The following is a 21,623-nucleotide window of genomic DNA, read 5'->3' as shown; positions in this document are numbered from 1 at the left end:
GGTCTGTTGTTACAGGATTGTGAAGCCTCTAAATGAAGCGCGGAAAGAAAGGCGGATTTCAGGCAATCTGTAGCGCATCGCGCCGCGTGATCGAAGCGTAATAGGCCCAGAAAATGCGCGCGGCGACTGACTGCCACGGCGACCAGAAAAGCGCCCTTTCGGCAAGATCGTTTCGGCTCGGACGGACGTCCAGCGCGAAGGCGTGCATCACGGCGGCCTGAAGTGCCACATCTCCAGCCGGGAAGATATCGGCGTGCCCGCCGCAGAACATCAGATAGACTTCCGCCGTCCAAGGGCCGATGCCTTTCAGGGCCGTCAATCGTTGCATCGCGACGGTTGGTTCCAACTGGCTGAGTTCGATCAGATCCAGTTCTCCTGCGGCAACTGCCGAGGCGAGTGACAAGAGTGTCGTCCGTTTGGCATTCGACAAGCCAAAGCTTGAGAGGGTCGCCTCATCCACGGCGAGAAAACGCTCGGCCGTCATGGTTTTTGTGCCCGCCACCATGCGGCGCCAGATGGCATCGGCGCTTGCCCGAGAGACCATCTGCGAGACGATGATATGCGCCAATCCAGCAAATCCGGCCTCGTTCAGCCTGAGCGGGATTTCACCCGCCCGCTCGATCACCGGCTCCAGCCGTGGATCTATCATGCGAAGCGCTGCCACGCCCTCGTCGATATCCTCCGTGGATTGAATGATCTTCATTTCAGAACCCGGTCCATAATGACAGTTCGCCGCAAAACGTGGCAGAAGACATCATGACTTCACCCCTTCGTCAAAATCCAGTCTTTCGCTTTGCGCCCAGTCCCAACGGCCCGCTGCATCTGGGGCATGCGCTTTCGGCTTTCCTGAACCATGACATGGCCGTCGCGCAAGGTGGGCTCTTCCTGCTGCGTATCGAAGATATCGATTTGATGCGCTGCACCCCTGCTTTCGAGCAGGGTATCTATCAGGATTTGCGCTGGCTCGGCTTGCAGTGGAAAGAGCCTGCTCGGCGGCAATCGGAGCATTTTTTGGAATATCGTGCGGCGCTTGATCGTCTTATCGAGATGGGGCTGGTCTACCCAGCCTTCATGAGCCGCGGCGAGATCAAGGCTTTTGTTTCGGAGTACGAGTCAGCCGGTCGAAGCTGGTTGCGCGATCCGGATGGTGCACCGCTCTATCCGCCACTGGACAAGGAGCGTGGCCCCCAAGAGGTCAAAGCCTTGCTGGCGTCCGGTGCCAAACATGCCTGGCGCCTGAATATGGAGAGAGCGCTCGCGCAGCTTTCCGATCCTTTGGTCTGGTTGGAGTTGGGGCAGGGCAGTCAGACATCGATCAAGGCGGATCCGGCTGCCTGGGGTGATGTGGTTCTGTCCCGGTCCGATGCCCCGTCCAGCTATCACCTGTCCGTCGTCATTGATGATGCGCTGCAGGGCGTGACGAAGGTTGTGCGTGGGCTCGATTTATTCCATGCCACATCCGTGCATCGGCTGCTTCAGGCGCTGCTTCATCTGCCGGTGCCGGAGTATCATCATCACCGCCTGATTTTAGCGTCGGATGGGCGCAAGCTGTCGAAGAGCGAAGGCAGCACAGGGCTGACGGTTCTGCGTGACGCGGGTTGCACGCCTTCAGATGTCCGCCGCTTCGTCGGCCTCTAGCGCCCGTCTGAGGCTGCCGGTGCGGATGCCAGCCTTCACCACCCGGCGAACCCGGTACTTCATCAGCGCCGCATTGACCTCAGCACCCAGCATGAAGATAACGCCGACCATATAGAGGAAGACGAGGACGATCATCACCGAGGCGAGACCGGCATAGGTGGCGGCATAGTTGGCGAAGGTGGCCAGGTAGTAGGCAAAGATCGCAGCGCCGATGATCCAGAAAATCATCGTCAGCAGAATACCGGGCAGAACGTCCCACAGTTTGCGGCGGCCTGCCGGCAGCCACAAATGCGCGGCGACAAGGCCTGCGGTCAAGACCACGATAGTCCCGTAAAGGCCGAGATTGGAAACCAGTTGCAACACCTCTGTCAGAAGGGAAGAGCGGGTTTCGACGAATTTTAAAGCGACAGGAACGGCAACCAGGACGATGCTGATGCCGGCAAAGATGATGACGGCGAGCACGACGTAGAAGAGGCTGAGAAGACGGGTGATGTACCACCAGCGGGTTTCGGTGACGCGGTATGCTCGGTTCAGCGAAATGCGGATGGCTTCCACGCCATTGGAGGCGAAGTAAGCCGCCGCCAGAACCGAGATGGTCAAAAGCCCGCCACGCGGGATCGTCAGAACCTGCTGAACCTGCGCCGCAAGCGGACCGGCAATGGCCTCCGGCCACGTGTCGAAGATCAGATGAACCGCTGTTTCCGAAAACTGATCCGCACCGAGAAAGCTTGCAAGTGCCGTCCCGAAAATCAGGAAGGGAAAAAGCGCCAGAAGGCCAGACAATGCGACATGGCTTGCCATGGCCCAGCCGTCATCCTCGGCAAAGTGGATATAGGCGTCATAGGCAACTTTGCGGGCGAGGCTTAAAGCGGCAGCCATGTCACCTCCTTGATCAGAATTTCATTCGTAACGAGCAATGAAATATGGGAAATGGGTTTCGAATTGTATAGCGCCCGAAACCATGCATCGGTTCCATTTTACCGATAAGAATTGTGCGCTATTCAACGGGACGCAAGCTTCTTTGCCTGCTTGTCGAAGTATCGAGGATACCATGTCTGAAAAGCCCGTCATCATCATCACCGGATGCTCTACCGGCATTGGTGCTTATTGCGCCGGCGCGCTTCACCGTGATGGCTGGCGGGTCTTCGCCACGGTGCGCCGAACGGAGGATATGGCGGCATTGGAAGGTCAGGGCATCGAAGTGCTGATCATGGACTATACCCGGCCGGAAACCATTGCCGCTTTGGTGGATGAGGTCGCAGCCCGCACCGGCGACCGCATCGATGCGCTCTTCAACAATGGCGCTTATGGGCAGGCCGGCGCGGTGGAGGATATTTCCGTCGCGGTGCTGCGCCAGCAATTCGAGACCAATGTGTTCGGCTGGCACGACCTGACCTGCCGTGTCATCCCATTCATGCGCAGACGAGGGCAGGGACGAATCGTTCATTGCTCTTCCATCCTTGGGCTGGTTCCCTATCGATATCGCGGCGCTTACAACGCGTCGAAATTTGCTTTGGAAGGGCTCGGTATCACCTTGCGCATGGAGTTGGAGGGCAGCGGCATTCATGTCAGCCTCATCGAGCCCGGCCCGATCGCCTCGAATTTTACGGCGACGGCCTTGAAGCACATCAAGGCCAATATCGATATCGAGAATTCGGCGCATGCGCAGGAATACAGACGCCAGCTTGCCCGGCTGGAAGGCAGCGGACCCGTCAACAAGCATAAGCTCGGTCCTGAGGCGGTGTACAAGGACCTGCAACATGCTTTGACGGCGCGTCGTCCAAAGCCGCATTACGTGATCACTACGCCGGCAAAGCAGGGTGTGCTGTTGAAGCGTCTACTACCAGCTTCTCTATTTTACCGACTTCTTCGCAAGTTCGACTAGCTAAATCGCCATCTCATCCGTTAGAACGCTTGCGGTTGTCGTTATCGCAAAGAACGTTAACCATTTTGCGCGACATGCTGAGGGAGGCAATAGGATGTCCAGCTTTACCACCGTGCTTGCGGTCATTGTCATGGGGCTGGTCGTGCTGGTTCTCATCCGTGGTCTGTTCAACATGTTGAAGGGGACCGATGCCAACCGCTCCAACCAGTTGATGCAGTTGCGGCTTATTCTGCAGGCCCTTGCAATCGTTTTGATCATGCTGACCTTGTGGCTGACGGGAGGCGGGCGCTGATATGGTGAAGCTCAACAAGATTTACACACGAACCGGCGATGACGGCACCACGGCGTTGGTCTCTGGCCCGCGCCGGGCGAAATATGATCTGCGCGTCGAAAGCTATGGTGACGTGGACGAGACCAATTCGGTCATCGGCATGGCGCGGCTTCATACCGTTGATTTGACCGAACTAGACGCGATGCTGTTTCGCATTCAGAACGATCTTTTCGATCTGGGGGCAGATTTGGCCACGCCCGATGATGGTAAGCCCTTGTCTTACGAGCCATTGAGGATCGTCGAATCGCAGGTCACCCGCATCGAAAAGGAGATCGATGCTTTGAACGACACGCTGTCGGCTCTCACCTCCTTCGTGCTGCCCGGCGGCTCGGCCGCGGCGGCGCATCTGCATCTGGCGCGCACGGTGTCGAGACGCGCGGAGCGCCGTATGGTGGAGCTTGCGAAGATGGAAGACGAGATCGTCAGCCCCGCGGCATTGAAATACATCAACCGCCTGTCCGATTTCCTCTTCGTTGCCGCGCGTTTCGCCAATCATAATGCGGACGCGATAAAGGCGGATGTCCTCTGGGTACCCGGAAAGAACCGCTGAGTTGAGCGTAAAAGCAGAGGTCGCATTCCATGTTCATCCCGCTGCATGATGCGAACTCGCTGAAGCACATAAAGCTGCAATATGTGACGGTGTCGCTGATTGGCATCAACATTCTCGTCTGGCTGGTCGTTGGCGCATTTTCGAGCGATCAGCAGGCAAGCGCTGCGGTGCTGGGACTAGGTTTCATTCCCGCCGTTCTGTTCGACTATGCTTCGCTCGACCCTGCGCTGGTATTGGTGCCGAAGGATGCAACGATCTTTACCTATGCGTTTCTGCATCTGAGCTTTTGGCACCTCGCCTCGAACATGGTGTTTCTCTGGGTGTTCGGCGACAATGTGGAAGATGCGTTTGGCCATCTCGGCTTTCTGATCTTCTATCTTGCCTGCGCCGCCGCCGGCGCGCTGCTTCACGGCTTTATTGCGCCGCAGTCCCAGGGTCCGCTGATCGGGGCATCGGGTGCGGTTTCCGGCGTGGTGGCCGCCTATCTTCTGCTGCATCCACGTGTGCGGGTCTGGGTGCTAGTCTTCATGCGCATTCCGGTGCCGCTTCCAGCCTTTATTCCCCTGGCACTATGGGTCGGCCAGCAGTTCGTCATGCTGCTCCTGAGCCCGGAAGAAAGCGTCTCCTGGGGCGGCACATGTCGGAGGCATCCTGACGGGGGCGATCCTTGTCGTTTTCTTTCGTCGGAGCGGCGTTCCACTTTTCGATCGAACGCTGGTCACGCCACGGGCCGTCCAGCATAAAAATCAGGGGCTGCAAGACGCTGGCGTGTCGCAAACGGAACGGCCATCCGATAGTATTCCGTGAAAATTATTCTGAGAGCGAGTATTTACGTTCACGTCAACGTAAGATATTTCGTGAGTGCATCGCGTCATGAGCATTGTTCCGTTGATCTCATTGGAAAAATGCGTATCCATGGCTCAACTTGATTGTCAGGAGGACCGTTTGCGTACGCGCTTTACGGTCAGGAGTTGAAAGAAGGCTGCCGATGAAGATTCTTGTCCCAGTGAAGCGTGTGGTGGACTACAACGTGAAGATCCGCGTCAAGGCGGATGGCTCCGGTGTAGAGCTTGCCAACGTCAAGATGTCGATGAACCCTTTCGACGAAATCTCCGTCGAGGAAGCCCTGCGCCTGAAAGAGGCTGGCAAGGCCGAGGAAGTGATCGTCGTGTCCATCGGTCCTGCAAAGGCTGAAGAGACGCTGCGTACCGCGCTCGCCATGGGTGCTGACCGCGCCATCCTCATCGAAACTGATGAAACCGTTGAGCCACTCGCTGTTGCCAAGCTCTTGAAGGGCGTCGTCGAGGCGGAAAATCCAGGTCTCGTCATTGTCGGCAAGCAGGCGATCGACGACGATTCCAACCAGACCGGCCAGATGCTGGCGGCGCTCCTGGGCTGGGGCCAGGGCACGTTTGCTTCCAAGGTTGAGCCGTCCGATGGCAAGGTTGCTGTGACACGCGAAGTGGATGGTGGTCTGCAGACTGTCGAGCTGAAGCTGCCGGCCGTCGTCACCACCGACCTTCGCCTTAACGAGCCGCGTTATGCGTCGCTGCCGAACATCATGAAGGCCAAGAAGAAGCCGCTCGACAAGAAGTCGCCAGCCGATTTCGGCGTCGATATCGCTCCGCGCCTCAAGGTTTTGAAGACCGAAGAGCCCGCTGGCCGCAAGGCAGGCGTCAAGGTTGGATCCGTTTCTGAGCTGGTGTCCAAGCTTAAAGCCGACGGCGTCCTTTAAGGAAAGTGAAAGGGAGATAAACCATGGCCATTCTTCTTCTGGCAGAACACGACAATGCAACCCTTTCCGACCAGACGGCAAAGACGCTGACGGCGGCAACGCAAATTGGCGGTGACGTGCATGTGCTGGTCGCCGGCTCGGGCGCCAAAGGGGCAGCCGATGAAGCCGCGAAGCTTTCCGGCGCTTCCAAGGTGCTGCTTGCCGATGACGCATCCTATGCCAACCAGTTGGCCGAGCCGCTGGCTGCTCTGATCGTTTCGCTTGCCGCATCCTATGATGTGATCATCGCCCCCGCGACGGCCTCGGCCAAGAATGTGCTGCCACGCGTTGCAGCGCTTCTCGATGTGGCGCAGATTTCCGAAATCACGGACGTCGTGTCCTCCGATACCTTCAAGCGCCCAATCTATGCCGGTAACGCGATCCAGACGGTTCAGTCGACCGACGCCAAGAAGGTCATCACCGTTCGTACCGCGTCCTTTGCTCCGGCTGAGGCTGGCGGTTCTGCCTCCGTCGAATCCGTCTCGGCTGCCGAGAACCCCGGCGTTTCCTCCTTCGTCTCGGACGCGCTTGCTTCGTCCGACCGTCCGGAATTGACGTCTGCCAAGATCATCATCTCGGGCGGTCGCGCGCTTGGTTCTTCGGAGAAGTTCAAGGAAGTCATCCTGCCGGTTGCCGACAAGCTCGGTGCCGCCGTTGGCGCATCGCGCGCTGCCGTCGATGCCGGTTACGCGCCGAACGACTGGCAGGTTGGTCAGACTGGCAAAGTGGTCGCTCCGCAGCTTTACATCGCCTGCGGTATCTCCGGTGCCATCCAGCATCTGGCGGGTATGAAAGACTCCAAGGTCATCGTCGCCATCAACAAGGACGAAGAGGCACCAATCTTCCAGGTTGCCGATTACGGTCTCGTCGCAGACCTCTTCGAAGCCCTTCCAGAGCTTGAAAAAGCAATCTGATAACCGCAATGATGGGAAGCGGCGCGTTTTTACCGACGCGCCGCTTTCGTTTTGTGGCAATATGCGCAACAACGAAGATCTGAAGCGCGACCGGGTCAGTCTGAAAGACCAAGACGCGCTTCAGCGCCATAAGCGCTGAGACCAACCCGACAGGAGATAGACGCATGACAGCCCCAATCAAGAACATCGGTGTTATCGGAGCCGGTCAGATGGGCTGCGGCATCGCGCATGTGTCTGCTCTGGCAGGCTACAAGGTGCATATCTACGATGTCTCCAAGGACCGCATCGAGGCGGGGCTGGCCACCATCAACGGCAATCTTGCGAGACAGGTCTCCAACGGCAAGCTTGAGGACGATGCGCGCAAGTCCGCGCTCGGCCTGATCGGCGGGTCTTCCGATCTGAACGATCTGGCGGCAATGGATCTCGTCATCGAGGCCGCTACCGAGAACGAAGAGGTCAAGCGCAAGATCTACGCTCAGGTCTGCCCAGTGCTGAAACCTGAAGCCCTGCTTGCCACCAACACCTCGTCCCTATCCATTACCCGCCTGGCGTCTGCGACCGACCGCCCCGAACAGTTCATGGGCATTCACTTCATGAACCCGGTACCGGTGATGAAGCTCGTCGAACTGGTGCGCGGCATTGCCACCGGCGAAAAGACCTTCGAGACGGCCAAGGATTATGTCCGCTCGCTGGATAAGGCGATTACCGTTGCGGAAGATTTCCCGGCCTTCATCGTCAACCGCATTCTTCTGCCGATGATCAACGAGGCGATCTATACGCTTTATGAAGGCGTTGGCACGGTGGAAGCCATCGATACCGCCATGAAACTTGGTGCAAACCACCCCATGGGTCCGCTGCAGCTTGCCGACTTCATCGGTCTCGACACTTGTCTTTCGATCATGCAGGTGCTGCATGATGGCCTGGCCGACAGCAAATATCGCCCGTGCCCGTTGCTGGTCAAATATGTCGAAGCCGGCTGGCTTGGTCGCAAATCCGGCCGCGGCTTTTACGATTACCGTGGCGAGATTCCTGTCCCGACGCGCTGATCAAGGGGAGGTTGCTGCCGTTACCAGCGCCTTGGCGTCGGGGCTGTCCCAGGCGGCCGGGCCGTTCATGGAAGCAAGCAGGCAGCCCTTGTCATCCAGAAGCAGCGTTGCCGGCAGGCCGAAGGCAAGGCCTTCCTTCTTCAAGGCATTGAACACGCCCATGGAGCTATCGCGGTAAAGCTTCAGCGAATCGATCTTGTATTCGCTCATGAAGGCTTTCGGCTTCTCGTCCTCGCCATTGTCGATATTGATGGTCACGACTTCGAACGCGTTACTGCCTTTTTCTTTTTCCAAAGCATTGAGAGCAGGCATCTCCTCGCGGCAGGGCACACACCAGGTGGCCCAGAGATTCAGAAGAACGGTTTTGCCTTTGATATCCGCTTGCGTCATCGCCGTGCCGTCGGCCGACTTGAAGGAGAGCGGAATGACACGGGGCTTATCGGTTGGCGACATCGCCGCGATCTGGCCTTTCAGCAGGGGCTCGATGCTCGCAATGCGCTTGGCCGCGCCCTCACATAAAGCCGCATCCGCCACCGCTGCCCCTTGAACCTGTCCTTCAGACCCAATATGCCTGAACAACACCACTCCCCCGCCGCAGACAATGCCGGCGATGGCGGCAATTGCAACAAGTCTGACGGAAGGAAGTCTGAAAGGTCTTTTTTCTGTCATCGAATACTCCAGGGCATGCACAATGGCTGACGGCGCAGAACAAAAATCCTCCAACCAGATGTGGGGCGGACGCTTTGCTTCCGGTCCCTCAGCCATCATGGAAGAGATAAATGCCTCCATCGGCTTCGACAAGAAGCTTTACGCCCAGGATATCCGGGGCTCCATCGCCCACGCCACCATGCTTGCCGCAAAAGGCATTATTTCGGCCGAAGATAAAGACAAGATTATCGAGGGACTGAACACGATCCTGTCAGAAATCCAGGTAGGGACCTTCGAGTTTTCACGCAAGCTCGAAGACATTCACATGAATATCGAGGCGCGTCTCGCACATCTCATCGGACCCGCCGCTGGGCGCTTGCATACGGCGCGCTCGCGCAACGATCAGGTTGCACTCGATTTCCGCCTCTGGGTCAAGGAAGAGTTGCAGAAGACCGAAGCCATGTTGAGCGCTTTGATCGCAGCCTTCCTCGACCGCGCCGAGCAGCATGCCGATACGGTGATGCCGGGCTTTACACACCTGCAGACGGCACAGCCCGTCACCTTCGGTCATCACTGCATGGCCTATGTCGAAATGTTTGGCCGCGACCGTGCCCGCGTTCGCCACGCCATCGAGCATCTGGATGAAAGCCCGATCGGCGCTGCAGCACTCGCCGGAACCGGCTACCCGATCGACCGCCATATGACGGCGAATGCGCTCGGATTCCGCGAGCCGACGCGCAATTCCATCGATACGGTGTCGGATCGTGACTTCGCGCTGGAGTTTCTTTCTATCGCATCCATCTGCGCCACGCATCTTTCGCGCCTGGCGGAAGAGATCGTCATCTGGTCGACACCGCAATTCGGCTTCATTCGTCTGTCGGATGCTTTCTCCACCGGCTCCTCCATCATGCCGCAGAAGAAGAACCCCGATGCCGCGGAACTGGTGCGAGCGAAGACCGGCCGCATCAACGGCTCGCTGGTCGCGCTTCTAACCGTGATGAAGGGTCTGCCGCTCGCCTACTCCAAGGATATGCAGGAAGACAAGGAACAGGTCTTCGATGCGGCGGAGAGCCTGGAGCTTGCGATTGCCGCCATGACTGGCATGATCCGCGATCTGGAAGTGCGCGCTGATCGCATGCGTGCCGCTGCCGGTTCTGGTTACTCGACCGCAACGGATCTTGCCGACTGGCTGGTGCGTGAAGCCGGTCTGCCATTCCGCGATGCCCATCACGCGACCGGACATGCGGTTGCGCTTGCGGAAAAGAAGGGCTGCGATCTGGCCGATCTTTCGCTTGAGGAATTGCAGGCAATCAATTCGGCGATCACCGCCAGCGTTTTTGACGTGCTGTCGGTCGAGGCGTCGGTGGCAAGCCGCACCAGCTTCGGCGGTACGGCGCCGTCTGAGGTGCGCAAGCAGATCGCCTGGTGGCGCGGTCGCAACTGATCGAGCAACCGATCAATCTGGCGTTACGCCACCATCACAAGAAACAGGGTGCACAAGCTCCCTGTTTTTCGTTATCAGAGATGCAAAGATTTCCTTTGGACGGGTCCATGCTCCTTAAAACCTCTCGCAGTATCATCATTCCGGTCAGCGTGGCGCTCGCCGCAGGTCTTGCTCTCTCCAGCTGTGGTCGCAAGGGCGATCTCGATGCGCCGAGCACGCCGGTCGAGCAGCGCAACCAGCGCACAAACGGCAAGGTGGAAAAGACGCCGGAACGCCCCTTCATTCTCGACAAGCTTCTGTAACGGATTACAGCCGTGAACCATTTTCATTACATCGACGGCGTGCTGCACGCCGAAAACGTTCCCGTGCCCGAAATTGCCAAGGCTGTTGGAACGCCCTTCTACGTCTATTCGACGGCGACGCTGGAGCGTCACTACAAGGTCTTCTCCGAGGCTTTCAGCGATGTCGATGCGATGGTCTGCTACGCCATGAAGGCCAATTCCAATCAGGCTGTGCTGAAGACGCTGGCAAAGCTTGGCGCAGGGATCGACGTCGTATCAGGCGGTGAGCTTCGTCGTGCGCTAGCGGCCGGCGTGCCGGCAAGCCGCATCATGTTTTCCGGCGTCGGCAAGACGCCGGCCGAAATGGATCTGGCGCTGGAGGCCGGCATCTATTGCTTCAACGTGGAGTCGGAGCCGGAACTCGAGGTTCTCAATCTGCGCGCAGTGAAGGCGGGTAAGAAGGCGCATGTCTCCTTCCGCATCAACCCGGATGTGGATGCCAAGACGCACGCCAAGATTTCGACCGGCAAGAAGGAAAACAAGTTCGGCATTTCCTATCAGCGGGCGCGGGCCGTTTATGCCCATGCCGCGACACTTCCCGGCATCGATGTCAGCGGCATCGACATGCATATCGGCAGCCAGATCACCGAGCTGCAGCCTTTCGAAGATGCGTTCCGACTGCTGCGTGAGTTGGTGGAGTCGTTGCGCGGCGATGGTCACACGATCAGCCATGTGGATATCGGTGGGGGCTTAGGCATTCCCTATAAGGACGACAACAATCCACCCCCCCTGCCGGATGCCTATGCGCATATCGTCAAGAACGAGCTGAAGAGCCTCAACTGCAAAATCGTCACCGAGCCGGGTCGCCTGATCGTTGGCAATGCCGGAATCCTCGTAACCGAAGTTCTTTACGTGAAGGATGGCGGCGAGAAGTCATTCGTCATCGTCGATGCGGCGATGAACGATCTCATCCGTCCGACGCTTTATGAAGCCTATCACGGCATTCGCCCCGTCGTGCAGCCGTCCGCCGATGCGCTGCGCATCAAGGCGGATGTGGTGGGACCGGTCTGCGAGACGGGCGATTATCTGGCGCTTGATCGCGAGATGGCAGAACCTGAGCCCGGTGATCTCATTGCCGTCAGCTCTGCCGGTGCCTATGGCGCGGTGCAGGCCGGGACTTACAACTCGCGGCTTCTGGTGCCGGAAGTGCTGGTCAGTGAAGACCAGTTCCACATCATTCGCCCGCGCGGCACCTATGAAGAACTGATCGCGCTCGACTCCGTGCCGGCCTGGCTGGACTGAGAGCGTCTATCACGATTAGGCGAACTGGACGAAAAAAGCAGGGCAAGCGCTAGCTTGCCCTCGTCTTCGCCACAAACAATGCTATCCTGCACGCTGTTGCACTGAAAGATTTCGCGGCTGCGTCATTGGCGGGATTGGCGGCGAGATCGTGTGGCCAGACCGGGAGAACGGATTGATGACCACCAGGCAAGGCGGAAAAGGCGCTTTCGACAAGAGACCTGAGCTGGCACGGCGCGTGGCAGCCAAACGGTTCTTTGCGAAACTCGTTCTGTTTGCCGAGCGCCTTGCACCGAAAACGCTTCTGCCGCTCTCGGTCGCCGCGGTGTTTCTCTCGCTTTGTTGGTTCGGCCTGTTCCGGCAGATGCCTGGCCTTTTGCGCTGGGCCGTCGTTTTTATTGTCGTCTTTACATTCCTCAGCGAGCTCCTGCCGATTGCGCGTCTGCGCTGGCCTTCGAAGGAAGAAGCCTCGCGCCTGCTTGAAGAGCGCAACGGTCTTCCCCACCAGCCGGTCGGCGTGCAGGAAGACGAGCCCGCTTTCGATACCCCCATTGCGCGCGCGCTATGGAAAGAGCACCAGACGCGCATGGCCGAGCGGATCGCCGCGCTCGATGCAGGTTTGCCGCGGCCGGATATCGCCCGCCACGACCGGATGGCGCTTCGTGCTATCCCGGCGCTTCTCCTCGTTGCTGCCTTCGGCTTTTCCTATTCGAATGGTGCAGGCAGCATTGCCGATGCATTTCGCAGCCGTCCGGCCTCCGGGCCGCTGAACCCGGATATCCGTCTCGATGCCTGGGTGACGCCGCCATCCTATACGGGTCGGGCGCCCATTTTTCTCACCAGCCAGAATGCCGATCGCGCCGACGCAGTCTCCGTTCCGCAATCCTCCAAGCTGACGATCCGAATGACGGGTGGTGCGGGCCAGGAGGAGGTCACCTTCGAGCCTGACGCGGCCGGCGAGTTGCAAAAGCTTGCGCCGGAAGGCGCGCAGGAAAAGGCGACCGTCGCTGTTGCGCCTGCCCAGCCAAGCCCCGAGGGCCAGACCGCAGTGGCGCCGCGCACCTTCACGATGGAGTTCAAGGAAAGCGGCACGATCGAGGCGAACGGCCAGTCCTGGTTCTTCAACATCATTCCGGACAAGCCGCCGGTCATCGCTTTTGACAATCTGCCGCGCCGTGCGGCCAATGGTGCGCTGGAGATCGGCTTCACCGCCAAGGACGATTATGGCGTGCGTGAAGCCCATGCCGTCATCGAGCCTCTCGACATTCAGGCTGACGCCACGCCGCTTTATCCGCCGCCGGAATACAAGCTCGATCTTCCGCGCCAGAATCCGCGTGACATGAAGGGCGTGACGAGCCGCAATCTCACCGAACATCCGATGGCGGGAAAACGCGTCCGCATTACGCTCGTCGCAACCGATGGTGCAGGTCAGACGGGCAAGAGCCCTCCGCAGGAAATGATCCTTCCAGGGCGCAATTTCTCCGAGCCACTCGCGGCCTCGGTCGCAGAACAGCGGCAGATCTTCTCGCTCGATACACGCCAGATGCCAAAGGCGATCGCCTATAATGAAGCGGTCAGTCTGCGTCCGGAAGAGACCATCCCCAACAAGACGCACTACCTCCTGCTGCAATCGGCGCAGGCGCGTATGAAGCTCGCCTATAATGAGGAGATGCTGAAGAATACGGCGGATTATCTCTGGGAAATCGCTTTGGGTATCGAAGACGGTGATCTGTCGCAGGCGGAAAAGCGCTTGCGCGATGCGCAGGATGCCCTGTCGCAGGCACTGGAACGCAAGGCACCGGATGAGGAAATTGCCAAGCTGATGCAGGAGCTTCGCGAGGCGATGAACGAGTTCATGAAGGAACTCGCGCAGCGCATGCAAAATGCACCACAGGGCAATATGAACCAGCAGGCGCAGAACGTGCTTCGTCAGCGCGATCTGGAAAACATGATGAACCAGATCGAGAACCTAGCTCGTTCCGGCAACCGCGATGCCGCGCAGGAAATGCTGTCGCAGATGCAGCGCATGATGAACAACCTGCAGGCCGGTCGCCCGCAGCGCGGCCAGCAGGGCCAACAGCAGCAGGAAAATAGCCAGTTGCGCCAGCAGATTGACAAGCTGGGCGAGATCATGCAGCAGCAACAGAAGCTGATGGACGAGACCTTCAAGCTCGACCAGGCGCTGCGCGACCGTATGCAGCGCGGCGATCCTCAGCAGGGCGAAGAGGGCGGCGAGCAGCAGATGGGCGAGAACGGCCAGCAGCCGCAAGATCAGCAAGGCCAGAACGGCGAGCAGCAGAATGGCCAGCCACAGAATGGACAGGGGCAAAATCCCGATCAGATGACCGCCCAGCAACTTCGCGAGGCATTGAAGAACCTGCGCCAGCAGCAGGAGGGACTGGGCAAGCAGCTCGGTGACCTGCAAAAGGGCCTTCGCGATCTAGGCATGGAGCCCGGTCAGAATTTCGGCAAGGCCGAGCAGGAAATGAAGGGCGCCGGTGAAGCGCTGGGGCAGGGCCGTGGCGAACGGGCTGTCGAAGGTCAGGGCAATGCTCTGAATGCGCTGCGCCAGGGTGCTCAGGATATGATGGGCCAGATCATGCAGGCCATGCGCCAGCAGGGGCAGCAGCCTGGCCAGGGTCAACAGGGCATGATGGGGCAGGGCGACCAGAACGGCCGCGATCCGCTTGGCCGTCCCCGCGCCAATTCCGGCCCGGATTTCGGTGATTCACAGGTTCGGGTACCAGATGAAATCGACGTGCAGCGCGCACGTGAGATTCTCGAAGCAATCCGCGAAAAGCTCGGCAACAATCCGCCTGCGGATGTGGAACGCCGCTATCTGGAACGCCTGCTGGATATCCAGTAACCGCTACAGACGGGTTATCCCCCACAGCAAGGCCGCGATATGTCGTTGCGCCGTGGTCTTTTCGGGTGGCTTGATTGCTGCCGGCTGACGTCATGTCAGGAACAATCTCAAAAAGCTCTGGTTCGAAGAAGCGCTACATCAAGCGAACCAGAGGAGAATGTTATGAAGGCACTGACCTGGCACGGCAAACACGATATTCGATGCGAAACCGTGCCCGATCCCATCATCGAGGATGATCGGGATGCCATCATCAAAGTAACCGCTTGCGCGATCTGCGGCTCCGATCTTCATCTTTATCAAGGCTCCGTGCCTGACATGCATTCCGGCGATGTTATGGGCCATGAGGCCATGGGTGAGGTCGTTGAAGTGGGCAAAGGAAACAGCAAGCTGCAGGTCGGCGACCGGGTCGTTGTGCCGTTCACCATTTCCTGCGGGCATTGCTTCTTTTGTCAGCGCGGCTTCTTTTCCGGTTGCGAGAACAGTAATCCCGACAAGGAGAAAGCGAAGAAGATGTGGGGCAATTCCCCCGCCGGTCTTTTCGGCTATACGCATATGCTTGGCGGCTATAGCGGCGGTCAGGCGGAATATCTTCGGGTCCCCTATGCAGATGTGGGGCCAATCAAGGTGCCCGACGGCTTGACCGATGAGCAGGCTCTCTTTCTGTCCGACATCTTTCCGACAGGATACATGGCGGCGGAGTTCTGCAATATCCAACCCGGCGAGACGGTTGCCATATGGGGCTGTGGACCGGTCGGTCAGATGGCTATCCGCTCGGCTTACATGCTGGGTGCTGCCCGCGTGATTGCCGTCGACAGTGTGGCGGAGCGCCTCGCGCTTGCGGCGGCTTCCGGTGCGCTGACGCTGAACTATCTGGAAACCGATATCTATGACGAGATCATGCAACTGACCGGCGGACGTGGCGCGGATGCCTGCATCGATGCTGTCGGAACAGAGGCGGACCCTGCAGCCAGCTGGGACTCGCGCATCGACCGGATCAAGGTCGCAACCTTTATGGGGACGGATCGGCCGCATGTGCTGCGTCAGGCCATTCACTGCTGCCGCAACTTCGGCACTGTTTCCATCGTCGGCGTCTATGGCGGGTTCCTCGATAAGATTCCGATGGGCTCTGCCATCAATCGCGGCTTGACCTTCCGCATGGCGCAGACACCCGTTCAGCGCTACCTGCCGATGTTGATGGACCGTGTGCTGAAAGGCGAGATCGATCCGTCCTTCGTCATCACCCATCGCGCGACACTGGAGGAAGGGCCCGGCCTTTACGAAACCTTCAAGAACAAGGACGATGGCTGCATCAAAGTCGTCATCAAGCCGTAAGGAATGCGATGAGTCTGGACCACAATCGGAGAAGGGGCTCGCACTCCATGCGATGGTGAGGGGCGACGGGACATCGTCATGGATTGGGCGCTGGCGAAACAGCATCAACAGATGGCTGAGCCCTGGAAAGCCTGAGGAGCTTTGCTATTGTCTTTCAGGACGCTGAGCCGGTGGACTGACGTAGGATCAACTCCACCGGCCACAGTTCCTGACATTCCTGAATCGGCCTGCCGGAGATGATCTGGAGGAGAAGTTCGGTCACGCGCATGCCGGCCATGCGCATGGACGAGCGGGTGGTGGATAGCGGTGGCAGCATGCTCTCAGGCGTCAGATAGGGAAACACATCGTCATGAGCGATGACGGACACGTCCTTGCCGATCGTAAGACCCAGTTGTGTCGCGGCACGATAGACGCCTTGAGCTGTCATCATCGCTCCCGCAACGAAGGCAGTGGGGCGCGATGGTTGCTCCAGAAGTGCGCGGGCAAATCGAAAGGCCGTCTCTTCGCTGAAATGCTCGTTCATCATCAGCTTCGGGTCGGGTGAAAGCCCGTATTCCGAAAGCGCGTCCGCAAATCCCTGTTCGCGGTCGTTGACGAATGTTCGCCCCTTCGGTCCATTGATGAGGGCAATGCGGCGGTGTCCGCGCTCGAGAAAATGCATGGTGGGACGGTATGTAACGTCGCGATTGTCGATATCGAGCCAGGCATGCGGAAACGACGTCTTCGACCGGCCATGCACGATAAAGGGCACGCCCAGTCGGTTCAGCAGGGCCACGCGCTCATCCGCCGGGCGGGGCGAGTGGACGACGATGCCATCCACCTTGCCGCTGGCGGCCAGACGGTTGAAGATCGCCAGTTCCTCATCGAGATTGTTGTCGATGGCGACGCTGACAAGAATGTCTGTTTCCTGGCCTTCAAGACGCGCGGCCATGCCGCCCATGAATTCCGAGAAGAAGTGTCCGCCACCGCTGCGGCCCATGACGACGCCGATGGCGCCCGCGCGCCCGGTCACAAGCCTGACCGCATTGGCATTGGGGCGATAGCCGAGCCTGCGCGCAGCCTCCATCACCCGCTCGCGGGTTTCCTGGCGAACCTCCGGATAGCCCCCAAGGGCGCGGCTGACCGTCGTCGGAGAAAGGCCGACCTGTTCTGCGAATTCCTTGAGCTTCATGATGTCCGCCGTTTTCATCTGCATGCTAGCTCAAACAGAATTTTTCAAGCAACAAAAATCGAAAGCGATTTAAAATTAGAGAAGGAAGATGAAGCATTTAGATTCAGAGGCTTCTCTGCAGTTGTCCCATCAATCGCGTATCGATGCAGAAAAATACCATTTCATCCGCTATTGACAGGCGGAAGAGGAATTGTAAGCTTCGAAAAATTGAAAGCGTTTTCAATTTACATATCGTCAAAGTTTCATAGGGAGGAGAATGATGACGAACTTTTCTAAGAGGGCCTTGTTGCTCTGCGGCAGCCTTTTGGCTTTTGCGACATCGGCCCAAGCTGCCGAGATCGCCATGGCAGCCAATTCCACCGGCAAGAATCTGAACTTCATTCGCGAGCGTCTGGCCGAGTTTGAAAAGCAGAGCGGCCATAAGGTCAAACTGGTGACGATGCCGCCATCGTCAAGCGAACAGTTCAGCCAGTATCGCCTTTGGCTGGCAGCCGGGAACACGGATGTGGATGTCTACCAGACCGATATCGTCTGGGCGCCACAACTTGCCGATCAGTTCGTCGATCTGACGGCTGCGGCCAAGGACGTCATCGGTCAGCATTTCCCATCCGTGGTCGCGTCGCAAACCGTGGACGGCAAGCTTGTGGCCATGCCGATGTACACCGATGCGCCGGCGATGTTCTATCGCAAGGATCTGCTCGACAAATACGGCAAGCAGCCGCCGAAGACCTGGAAAGAGATGGCAGAGACTGCCAAGGAAATTCAGGACAAGGAACGTGCAGCCGGCCAGAAGGACATATGGGGCTTCGTGTTCCAGGGCAGTGCTTATGAAGGCCTGACCTGCAACGCGCTCGAATGGGTGGCGTCCGCTGGCGGTGGACATATCGTCGAGACCAATGGCGACATTACCATCAATAACGAGAAGGCCGCTGCCGCTCTCGATATGGCGAAAAGCTGGATCGGCACGATTTCGCCCCAGGGCGCATTGGCCTACAAGGAAGAGGAGGCCCGCGGGGTCTGGCAAACGGGCAATTCCGTCTTCATGCGCAACTGGCCCTATGCCTATGCTCTCGGCAATGGTGCAGACAGCGCGATCAAGGGCAAGTTCAGCGTCGCGCCGCTGCCAGCGGGCGCAGACGGTGAGGCACCTGCTTCGACCCTGGGTGGCTGGAACGTCGCTGTCTCGAAATATTCGAAGAGCCAGGATGCAGCCATAGAACTGGTCAAATTCCTGACCTCTGCCGAAACGCAAAAGAAGCGGGCGGTGGAACTGTCTAATATGCCCACAATCGCAGCGCTTTACGACGACAAGGATGTGGCTGCAGCGCAGCCCTTCATGCCGCAGTGGAAGCCGATCTTCGAGACGGCGGTTCCGCGTCCCTCCGCGGCAACCAAGGTGAAGTACAACGAGGTCTCGTCGAAGTTCTGGGGTGCTGTGCACAACACGCTTTCCGGCTCCGGCACGGCTGCCGAAAACCTCGAACTTCTTGAAGTCGAGCTGACCGATCTCAAGGGAAGTGGCTGGTAACACTGTCAACGCGAAGCGGCATCTCTCGCCGCTTCGCCTCCCGTCCAATCGGTGGAAGCTCTCATGAAAACAACTGTCCCTGATAGACAGGCGGCGATGGTCGGCTCCGACCTGCAGTCGGAGCGGCTGCGCTCAGCCTGGCTGTTCCTCGCCCCGACCTTTCTCGTGCTCGCGCTTGTCGCGGGCTGGCCTCTCGTCAGAACCGTCTGGTTCAGTCTGACGGACGCCTCTCTGACCAATCTCTCCGGCGCCCAATTCGTCGGCCTCAAGAACTACATTTCGTGGATTACGCTCAGCAGTGGTCGCACCGTTTATCGTGGACTCCTTGCAGATCCGGTCTTCTGGGGCGCTGCCTGGAACACGGTGAAATTCACCATCGTCTCCGTGTCGCTCGAAACGGTTCTGGGTCTCATCGTAGCGCTGGTGTTGAACGCCGAGTTCAGGGGTCGAGGCCTCGTGCGTGCCGCGATCCTCATTCCCTGGGCCATTCCGACCATCGTTTCAGCCCGCATGTGGTCCTGGATGCTGAACGACCAGTTCGGCATTTTGAACGACATGATGCTGAGCCTTGGCCTTATCAGCCAGAAGATCGCATGGACGGCCAATCCTGAGACCGCTATGACCGCCGTGCTGATCGTCGACGTGTGGAAGACGACGCCCTTCATGGCGCTCCTCATTCTCGCCGGTCTGCAGATGGTGCCGAAGGATATGTACGAGGCAGCCAAGGTCGATGGCATCCACCCGATCAAGGTGTTTTGGCGCGTCACACTGCCGATGATCCGCCCGGCGCTGATGGTCGCGGTCATCTTCCGCATGCTGGATGCGATGCGCGTCTTCGACCTCATCTACATACTGACGCCCAACAATGCCCAGACGCGCACCTTGTCGGTGCTGGCACGCGAAAACCTCTTCGACTTCGACAAGTTCGCCTATGGTGCGGCGGTCTCGACGATGCTGTTTCTCATCATCGCCTCAATCACCATCGTCTATATGTGGCTTGGCCGCGTCAACACCGATGGAGGCGCAAAATGACGGCAACGACGGTTCTGAAAAACACCGCCTTTTATGCGCTCGTCGCCATCATCATCGTGGTGGCGGTCTTTCCCTTCTATTATGCCATCCTGACCAGCTTCAAATCCGGCACGGCTCTCTTCGAAATCAACTATCTGCCGAAGAGCTTCTCTTTCGGCAATTATGCCGACGTGCTGGCCAATGACAGCTTCCTGCGCAATCTCGGCAACTCGCTCATGGTGGCAACCTGCGTCGTGGCTCTCTCATTGCTTCTGGCGGTAACGGCGGCTTATGCGCTTGCCCGTGTTCGCTTTCGGGGCCGCGCGCTGCTACTGCTGACGATCCTCTCGGTCTCGATGTTTCCGCAGATCGCGGTGCTGGCCGGCCTCTTTGAATTGATCCGCTGGGCGGGTCTGTTCAACACGCCGCTGGCGCTGATCTTCTCCTACATGATCTTCACACTGCCCTTTACCGTCTGGGTTCTGACGACCTTCATGCGGGATCTGCCTGTGGAAATCGAAGAGGCGGCGATCGTCGATGGTGCCTCGCCATGGGTGATCATCACGCAGGTTTTCCTGCCGCTGATGTGGCCGGCGCTGGTTACGACGGGGCTTCTCGCCTTCATCGCGGCCTGGAACGAGTTCCTCTTCGCGCTCACTTTCACCTCATCGAACGATCAACGCACGGTTCCGGTGGCGATTGCCCTGCTTTCGGGAAGCTCCCAGTTTGAAATTCCCTGGGGAACGATCATGGCGGCCTCCGTCATTGTCACCGTCCCACTCGTCATCCTCGTTCTGATCTTCCAGCGACGCATCATTTCCGGCCTCACCGCCGGTGGCGTCAAAGGCTAGGAGAAATCTCATGACCAGCATCCAACTGCGCAACTTGCGCAAATCCTTTGGCGCTTTCGAGGTGATCAAAGGCATCGACATGGATATCCGCTCCGGCGAATTCATGGTCTTCGTCGGCCCATCCGGCTGCGGGAAATCGACGCTGTTGCGTCTCATCTGCGGCTTGGAGGAAATTACCGGCGGTGAACTCTCCTTCGAGGGCGAGGTGGTCAATCGCCTCACGCCTGCCAAGCGCGGTGTCGCCATGGTCTTTCAGTCCTATGCGCTCTATCCGCACATGACCGTGTTCGAGAACATGGCCTTCGGCATGAAGCTCGCCGGCTCCAGCAAGCAAGAGCGGCGCAAGCGCGTGGAAGCGGCCGCAGAGATGCTGCAACTGACACCCTATCTCGAACGTCTGCCCAAACAGCTTTCCGGCGGCCAGCGCCAGCGTGTGGCCATTGGACGTGCCATCGTTCGCGATCCCAAGGTCTTCCTCTTCGATGAGCCACTCTCCAATCTCGATGCTGCCCTTCGTGTCGCGACCCGTCTTGAAATTGCCAAGCTCCACCGTAGCATGCATGACACGACCATGATCTACGTTACCCACGATCAGGTAGAGGCGATGACGCTTGCAGACAGAATTTGCGTGTTGCGGGACGGTCGTGTCGAGCAAGTCGGCACGCCGCTCGAGCTTTACGAGACCCCGGTCAACACCTTCGTCGCCGGCTTTATCGGCTCGCCGAAGATGAATTTCATCGGTGGACGTTTGGCCGAAAGCCACGGCGCGCATTCGATCGGTGTGCGGCCGGAGCATATCGTGGTTTCCGATGGAGCGGGTGGCTGGACGGGCGAAATCGTTCACTCCGAAATGCTCGGCTCCGATAGCTACATCTACGTCGATATCGGCGCGGACGAGCCGCTTGTCGTGCGCGAGGAGGGTGTTTCGCACCGAGCGCCCGGCGAAAAACTAAAGCTCTCGCCCTTGCCGGAGCACATTCACCGTTTCGATCAGGCAGGTGTTGCTCTGAAAAGAGCAGAAACACGCGGAGCCGCCTGATCAATTTCACTTCAC

The 21,623-nt window shown here is 58.6% G+C and carries 20 protein-coding genes and 1 pseudogene; 17 read left to right on the top strand and 4 right to left on the bottom strand.

The window, feature by feature from the left end; all coding sequences use genetic code 11:
• Window positions 1-58: 58 nt before the first annotated feature.
• Window positions 59-703: a DNA-3-methyladenine glycosylase family protein gene (locus PVA19_RS06090; protein ID WP_274101585.1), complete on the bottom strand. Its 645-nt coding sequence runs from the start codon at window positions 701-703 to the stop codon at window positions 59-61.
• Window positions 704-756: 53 nt separating this feature from the next.
• Between PVA19_RS06090 and gluQRS the strand changes: the two genes are divergently transcribed.
• A complete protein-coding gene (gene gluQRS / locus PVA19_RS06085) occupies window positions 757-1,638 on the top strand; it encodes a tRNA glutamyl-Q(34) synthetase GluQRS (protein WP_274101583.1) in 882 nt (293 codons plus the stop codon).
• Here the strand turns inward: gluQRS and PVA19_RS06080 are convergent.
• Entirely contained in the window at window positions 1,609-2,517 is a 909-nt protein-coding gene (locus tag PVA19_RS06080) for a YihY/virulence factor BrkB family protein (protein ID WP_062423945.1), read from the bottom strand. The genes gluQRS and PVA19_RS06080 overlap by 30 nt on opposite strands.
• Window positions 2,518-2,689: 172 nt before the next feature.
• On the opposite strand from PVA19_RS06080, the gene PVA19_RS06075 reads away from it, so the two are divergent.
• From PVA19_RS06075 to PVA19_RS06045, 7 genes and pseudogenes are all read left to right on the top strand, one after another.
• A complete protein-coding gene (locus PVA19_RS06075) occupies window positions 2,690-3,523 on the top strand; it encodes an SDR family oxidoreductase (protein ID WP_274101581.1) in 834 nt (277 codons plus the stop codon).
• A gap of 94 nt (window positions 3,524-3,617) precedes the next feature.
• A complete protein-coding gene (locus PVA19_RS06070; RefSeq protein ID WP_274101579.1) occupies window positions 3,618-3,815 on the top strand; it encodes a twin transmembrane helix small protein in 198 nt (65 codons plus the stop codon).
• 1 nt (window position 3,816) lies between these two features.
• Window positions 3,817-4,404, top strand: coding sequence for a cob(I)yrinic acid a,c-diamide adenosyltransferase (locus tag PVA19_RS06065; protein ID WP_153310702.1), 588 nt, complete (start codon window positions 3,817-3,819; stop codon window positions 4,402-4,404).
• A gap of 29 nt (window positions 4,405-4,433) precedes the next feature.
• Window positions 4,434-5,211, top strand: a pseudogene (locus PVA19_RS06060) (rhomboid family intramembrane serine protease).
• A gap of 181 nt (window positions 5,212-5,392) precedes the next feature.
• Complete coding sequence (locus tag PVA19_RS06055) at window positions 5,393-6,139, top strand: electron transfer flavoprotein subunit beta/FixA family protein (RefSeq protein ID WP_062423950.1); 747 nt, start codon at window positions 5,393-5,395, stop codon at window positions 6,137-6,139.
• A 23-nt stretch (window positions 6,140-6,162) separates the two neighbouring features.
• On the top strand, window positions 6,163-7,092 hold the full coding sequence (locus PVA19_RS06050; protein ID WP_274101576.1) for an electron transfer flavoprotein subunit alpha/FixB family protein: 930 nt from the start codon (window positions 6,163-6,165) through the stop codon (window positions 7,090-7,092).
• A 164-nt stretch (window positions 7,093-7,256) separates the two neighbouring features.
• Window positions 7,257-8,138, top strand: coding sequence for a 3-hydroxybutyryl-CoA dehydrogenase (locus PVA19_RS06045; protein ID WP_062423952.1), 882 nt, complete (start codon window positions 7,257-7,259; stop codon window positions 8,136-8,138).
• On the opposite strand, the gene tlpA is transcribed toward PVA19_RS06045, so the two are convergent.
• Complete coding sequence (tlpA, locus tag PVA19_RS06040; RefSeq protein WP_112519820.1) at window positions 8,139-8,807, bottom strand: thiol:disulfide interchange protein TlpA; 669 nt, start codon at window positions 8,805-8,807, stop codon at window positions 8,139-8,141.
• 22 nt (window positions 8,808-8,829) lie between these two features.
• Here tlpA and argH point away from each other — a divergent pair, with 22 nt between their 5' ends.
• The 5 genes from argH to PVA19_RS06015 all read left to right on the top strand — a co-directional run bounded on the left by argH (window position 8,830) and on the right by PVA19_RS06015 (window position 16,008).
• Window positions 8,830-10,230 (top strand): argininosuccinate lyase, encoded by a 1,401-nt coding sequence (gene argH, locus PVA19_RS06035; RefSeq protein WP_274101574.1) that lies wholly within the window; start codon window positions 8,830-8,832, stop codon window positions 10,228-10,230.
• Window positions 10,231-10,337: 107 nt separating this feature from the next.
• On the top strand, window positions 10,338-10,532 hold the full coding sequence (gene lptM, locus PVA19_RS06030) for an LPS translocon maturation chaperone LptM (protein ID WP_062600158.1): 195 nt from the start codon (window positions 10,338-10,340) through the stop codon (window positions 10,530-10,532).
• 12 nt (window positions 10,533-10,544) lie between these two features.
• Window positions 10,545-11,813, top strand: coding sequence for a diaminopimelate decarboxylase (lysA, locus tag PVA19_RS06025; protein ID WP_274101571.1), 1,269 nt, complete (start codon window positions 10,545-10,547; stop codon window positions 11,811-11,813).
• A 175-nt stretch (window positions 11,814-11,988) separates the two neighbouring features.
• Window positions 11,989-14,676, top strand: a complete 2,688-nt coding sequence (locus tag PVA19_RS06020) for a TIGR02302 family protein (protein WP_274101569.1) — start codon at window positions 11,989-11,991, stop codon at window positions 14,674-14,676.
• A 162-nt stretch (window positions 14,677-14,838) separates the two neighbouring features.
• Entirely contained in the window at window positions 14,839-16,008 is a 1,170-nt protein-coding gene (locus PVA19_RS06015; RefSeq protein ID WP_062444889.1) for a zinc-dependent alcohol dehydrogenase, read from the top strand.
• A gap of 154 nt (window positions 16,009-16,162) precedes the next feature.
• On the opposite strand, the gene PVA19_RS06010 is transcribed toward PVA19_RS06015, so the two are convergent.
• On the bottom strand, window positions 16,163-17,179 hold the full coding sequence (locus PVA19_RS06010; RefSeq protein ID WP_112360432.1) for a substrate-binding domain-containing protein: 1,017 nt from the start codon (window positions 17,177-17,179) through the stop codon (window positions 16,163-16,165).
• 259 nt (window positions 17,180-17,438) lie between these two features.
• Here PVA19_RS06010 and PVA19_RS06005 point away from each other — a divergent pair, with 259 nt between their 5' ends.
• From PVA19_RS06005 to PVA19_RS05990, 4 genes are all read left to right on the top strand, one after another.
• Window positions 17,439-18,707 (top strand): ABC transporter substrate-binding protein, encoded by a 1,269-nt coding sequence (locus tag PVA19_RS06005; protein ID WP_274101567.1) that lies wholly within the window; start codon window positions 17,439-17,441, stop codon window positions 18,705-18,707.
• Between the two features lie 63 nt (window positions 18,708-18,770).
• Window positions 18,771-19,739 carry a carbohydrate ABC transporter permease gene (locus PVA19_RS06000; protein WP_113180016.1) on the top strand — a complete coding sequence of 323 codons (969 nt, stop codon included), beginning with the start codon at window positions 18,771-18,773 and terminating at the stop codon, window positions 19,737-19,739.
• Entirely contained in the window at window positions 19,736-20,569 is an 834-nt protein-coding gene (locus tag PVA19_RS05995; RefSeq protein ID WP_274101564.1) for a carbohydrate ABC transporter permease, read from the top strand. Before PVA19_RS06000 ends, PVA19_RS05995 begins: the two co-directional genes overlap by 4 nt.
• A gap of 10 nt (window positions 20,570-20,579) precedes the next feature.
• Entirely contained in the window at window positions 20,580-21,608 is a 1,029-nt protein-coding gene (locus PVA19_RS05990; protein WP_274101563.1) for an ABC transporter ATP-binding protein, read from the top strand.
• Window positions 21,609-21,623 lie beyond the last annotated feature (15 nt).

Origin of the sequence: Agrobacterium sp. CNPSo 3708 (assembly GCF_028674915.1) — a bacterium.
Taxonomy (GTDB): Bacteria; Pseudomonadota; Alphaproteobacteria; order Rhizobiales; family Rhizobiaceae; genus Agrobacterium; species Agrobacterium cavarae.
The sequence above is the reverse complement of the archived record's forward strand: the minus strand, read 5'-3'. Positions and strand labels throughout refer to the sequence as shown.

What these genes read in the sequence shown, in the direction of transcription:
- PVA19_RS06090 (WP_274101585.1), bottom strand. Translation starts at nt 703, where the DNA reads ATGAAGATCATTCAATCCACGGAGGATATCGACGAGGGCGTGGCAGCG.
- gluQRS (WP_274101583.1), top strand. Translation starts at nt 757, where the DNA reads ATGACTTCACCCCTTCGTCAAAATCCAGTCTTTCGCTTTGCGCCCAGT.
- PVA19_RS06080 (WP_062423945.1), bottom strand. Translation starts at nt 2,517, where the DNA reads ATGGCTGCCGCTTTAAGCCTCGCCCGCAAAGTTGCCTATGACGCCTAT.
- PVA19_RS06075 (WP_274101581.1), top strand. Translation starts at nt 2,690, where the DNA reads ATGTCTGAAAAGCCCGTCATCATCATCACCGGATGCTCTACCGGCATT.
- PVA19_RS06070 (WP_274101579.1), top strand. Translation starts at nt 3,618, where the DNA reads ATGTCCAGCTTTACCACCGTGCTTGCGGTCATTGTCATGGGGCTGGTC.
- PVA19_RS06065 (WP_153310702.1), top strand. Translation starts at nt 3,817, where the DNA reads ATGGTGAAGCTCAACAAGATTTACACACGAACCGGCGATGACGGCACC.
- PVA19_RS06055 (WP_062423950.1), top strand. Translation starts at nt 5,393, where the DNA reads ATGAAGATTCTTGTCCCAGTGAAGCGTGTGGTGGACTACAACGTGAAG.
- PVA19_RS06050 (WP_274101576.1), top strand. Translation starts at nt 6,163, where the DNA reads ATGGCCATTCTTCTTCTGGCAGAACACGACAATGCAACCCTTTCCGAC.
- PVA19_RS06045 (WP_062423952.1), top strand. Translation starts at nt 7,257, where the DNA reads ATGACAGCCCCAATCAAGAACATCGGTGTTATCGGAGCCGGTCAGATG.
- tlpA (WP_112519820.1), bottom strand. Translation starts at nt 8,807, where the DNA reads ATGACAGAAAAAAGACCTTTCAGACTTCCTTCCGTCAGACTTGTTGCA.
- argH (WP_274101574.1), top strand. Translation starts at nt 8,830, where the DNA reads ATGGCTGACGGCGCAGAACAAAAATCCTCCAACCAGATGTGGGGCGGA.
- lptM (WP_062600158.1), top strand. Translation starts at nt 10,338, where the DNA reads ATGCTCCTTAAAACCTCTCGCAGTATCATCATTCCGGTCAGCGTGGCG.
- PVA19_RS06020 (WP_274101569.1), top strand. Translation starts at nt 11,989, where the DNA reads ATGACCACCAGGCAAGGCGGAAAAGGCGCTTTCGACAAGAGACCTGAG.
- PVA19_RS06015 (WP_062444889.1), top strand. Translation starts at nt 14,839, where the DNA reads ATGAAGGCACTGACCTGGCACGGCAAACACGATATTCGATGCGAAACC.
- PVA19_RS06010 (WP_112360432.1), bottom strand. Translation starts at nt 17,179, where the DNA reads ATGAAGCTCAAGGAATTCGCAGAACAGGTCGGCCTTTCTCCGACGACG.
- PVA19_RS06005 (WP_274101567.1), top strand. Translation starts at nt 17,439, where the DNA reads ATGACGAACTTTTCTAAGAGGGCCTTGTTGCTCTGCGGCAGCCTTTTG.
- PVA19_RS06000 (WP_113180016.1), top strand. Translation starts at nt 18,771, where the DNA reads ATGAAAACAACTGTCCCTGATAGACAGGCGGCGATGGTCGGCTCCGAC.
- PVA19_RS05995 (WP_274101564.1), top strand. Translation starts at nt 19,736, where the DNA reads ATGACGGCAACGACGGTTCTGAAAAACACCGCCTTTTATGCGCTCGTC.
- PVA19_RS05990 (WP_274101563.1), top strand. Translation starts at nt 20,580, where the DNA reads ATGACCAGCATCCAACTGCGCAACTTGCGCAAATCCTTTGGCGCTTTC.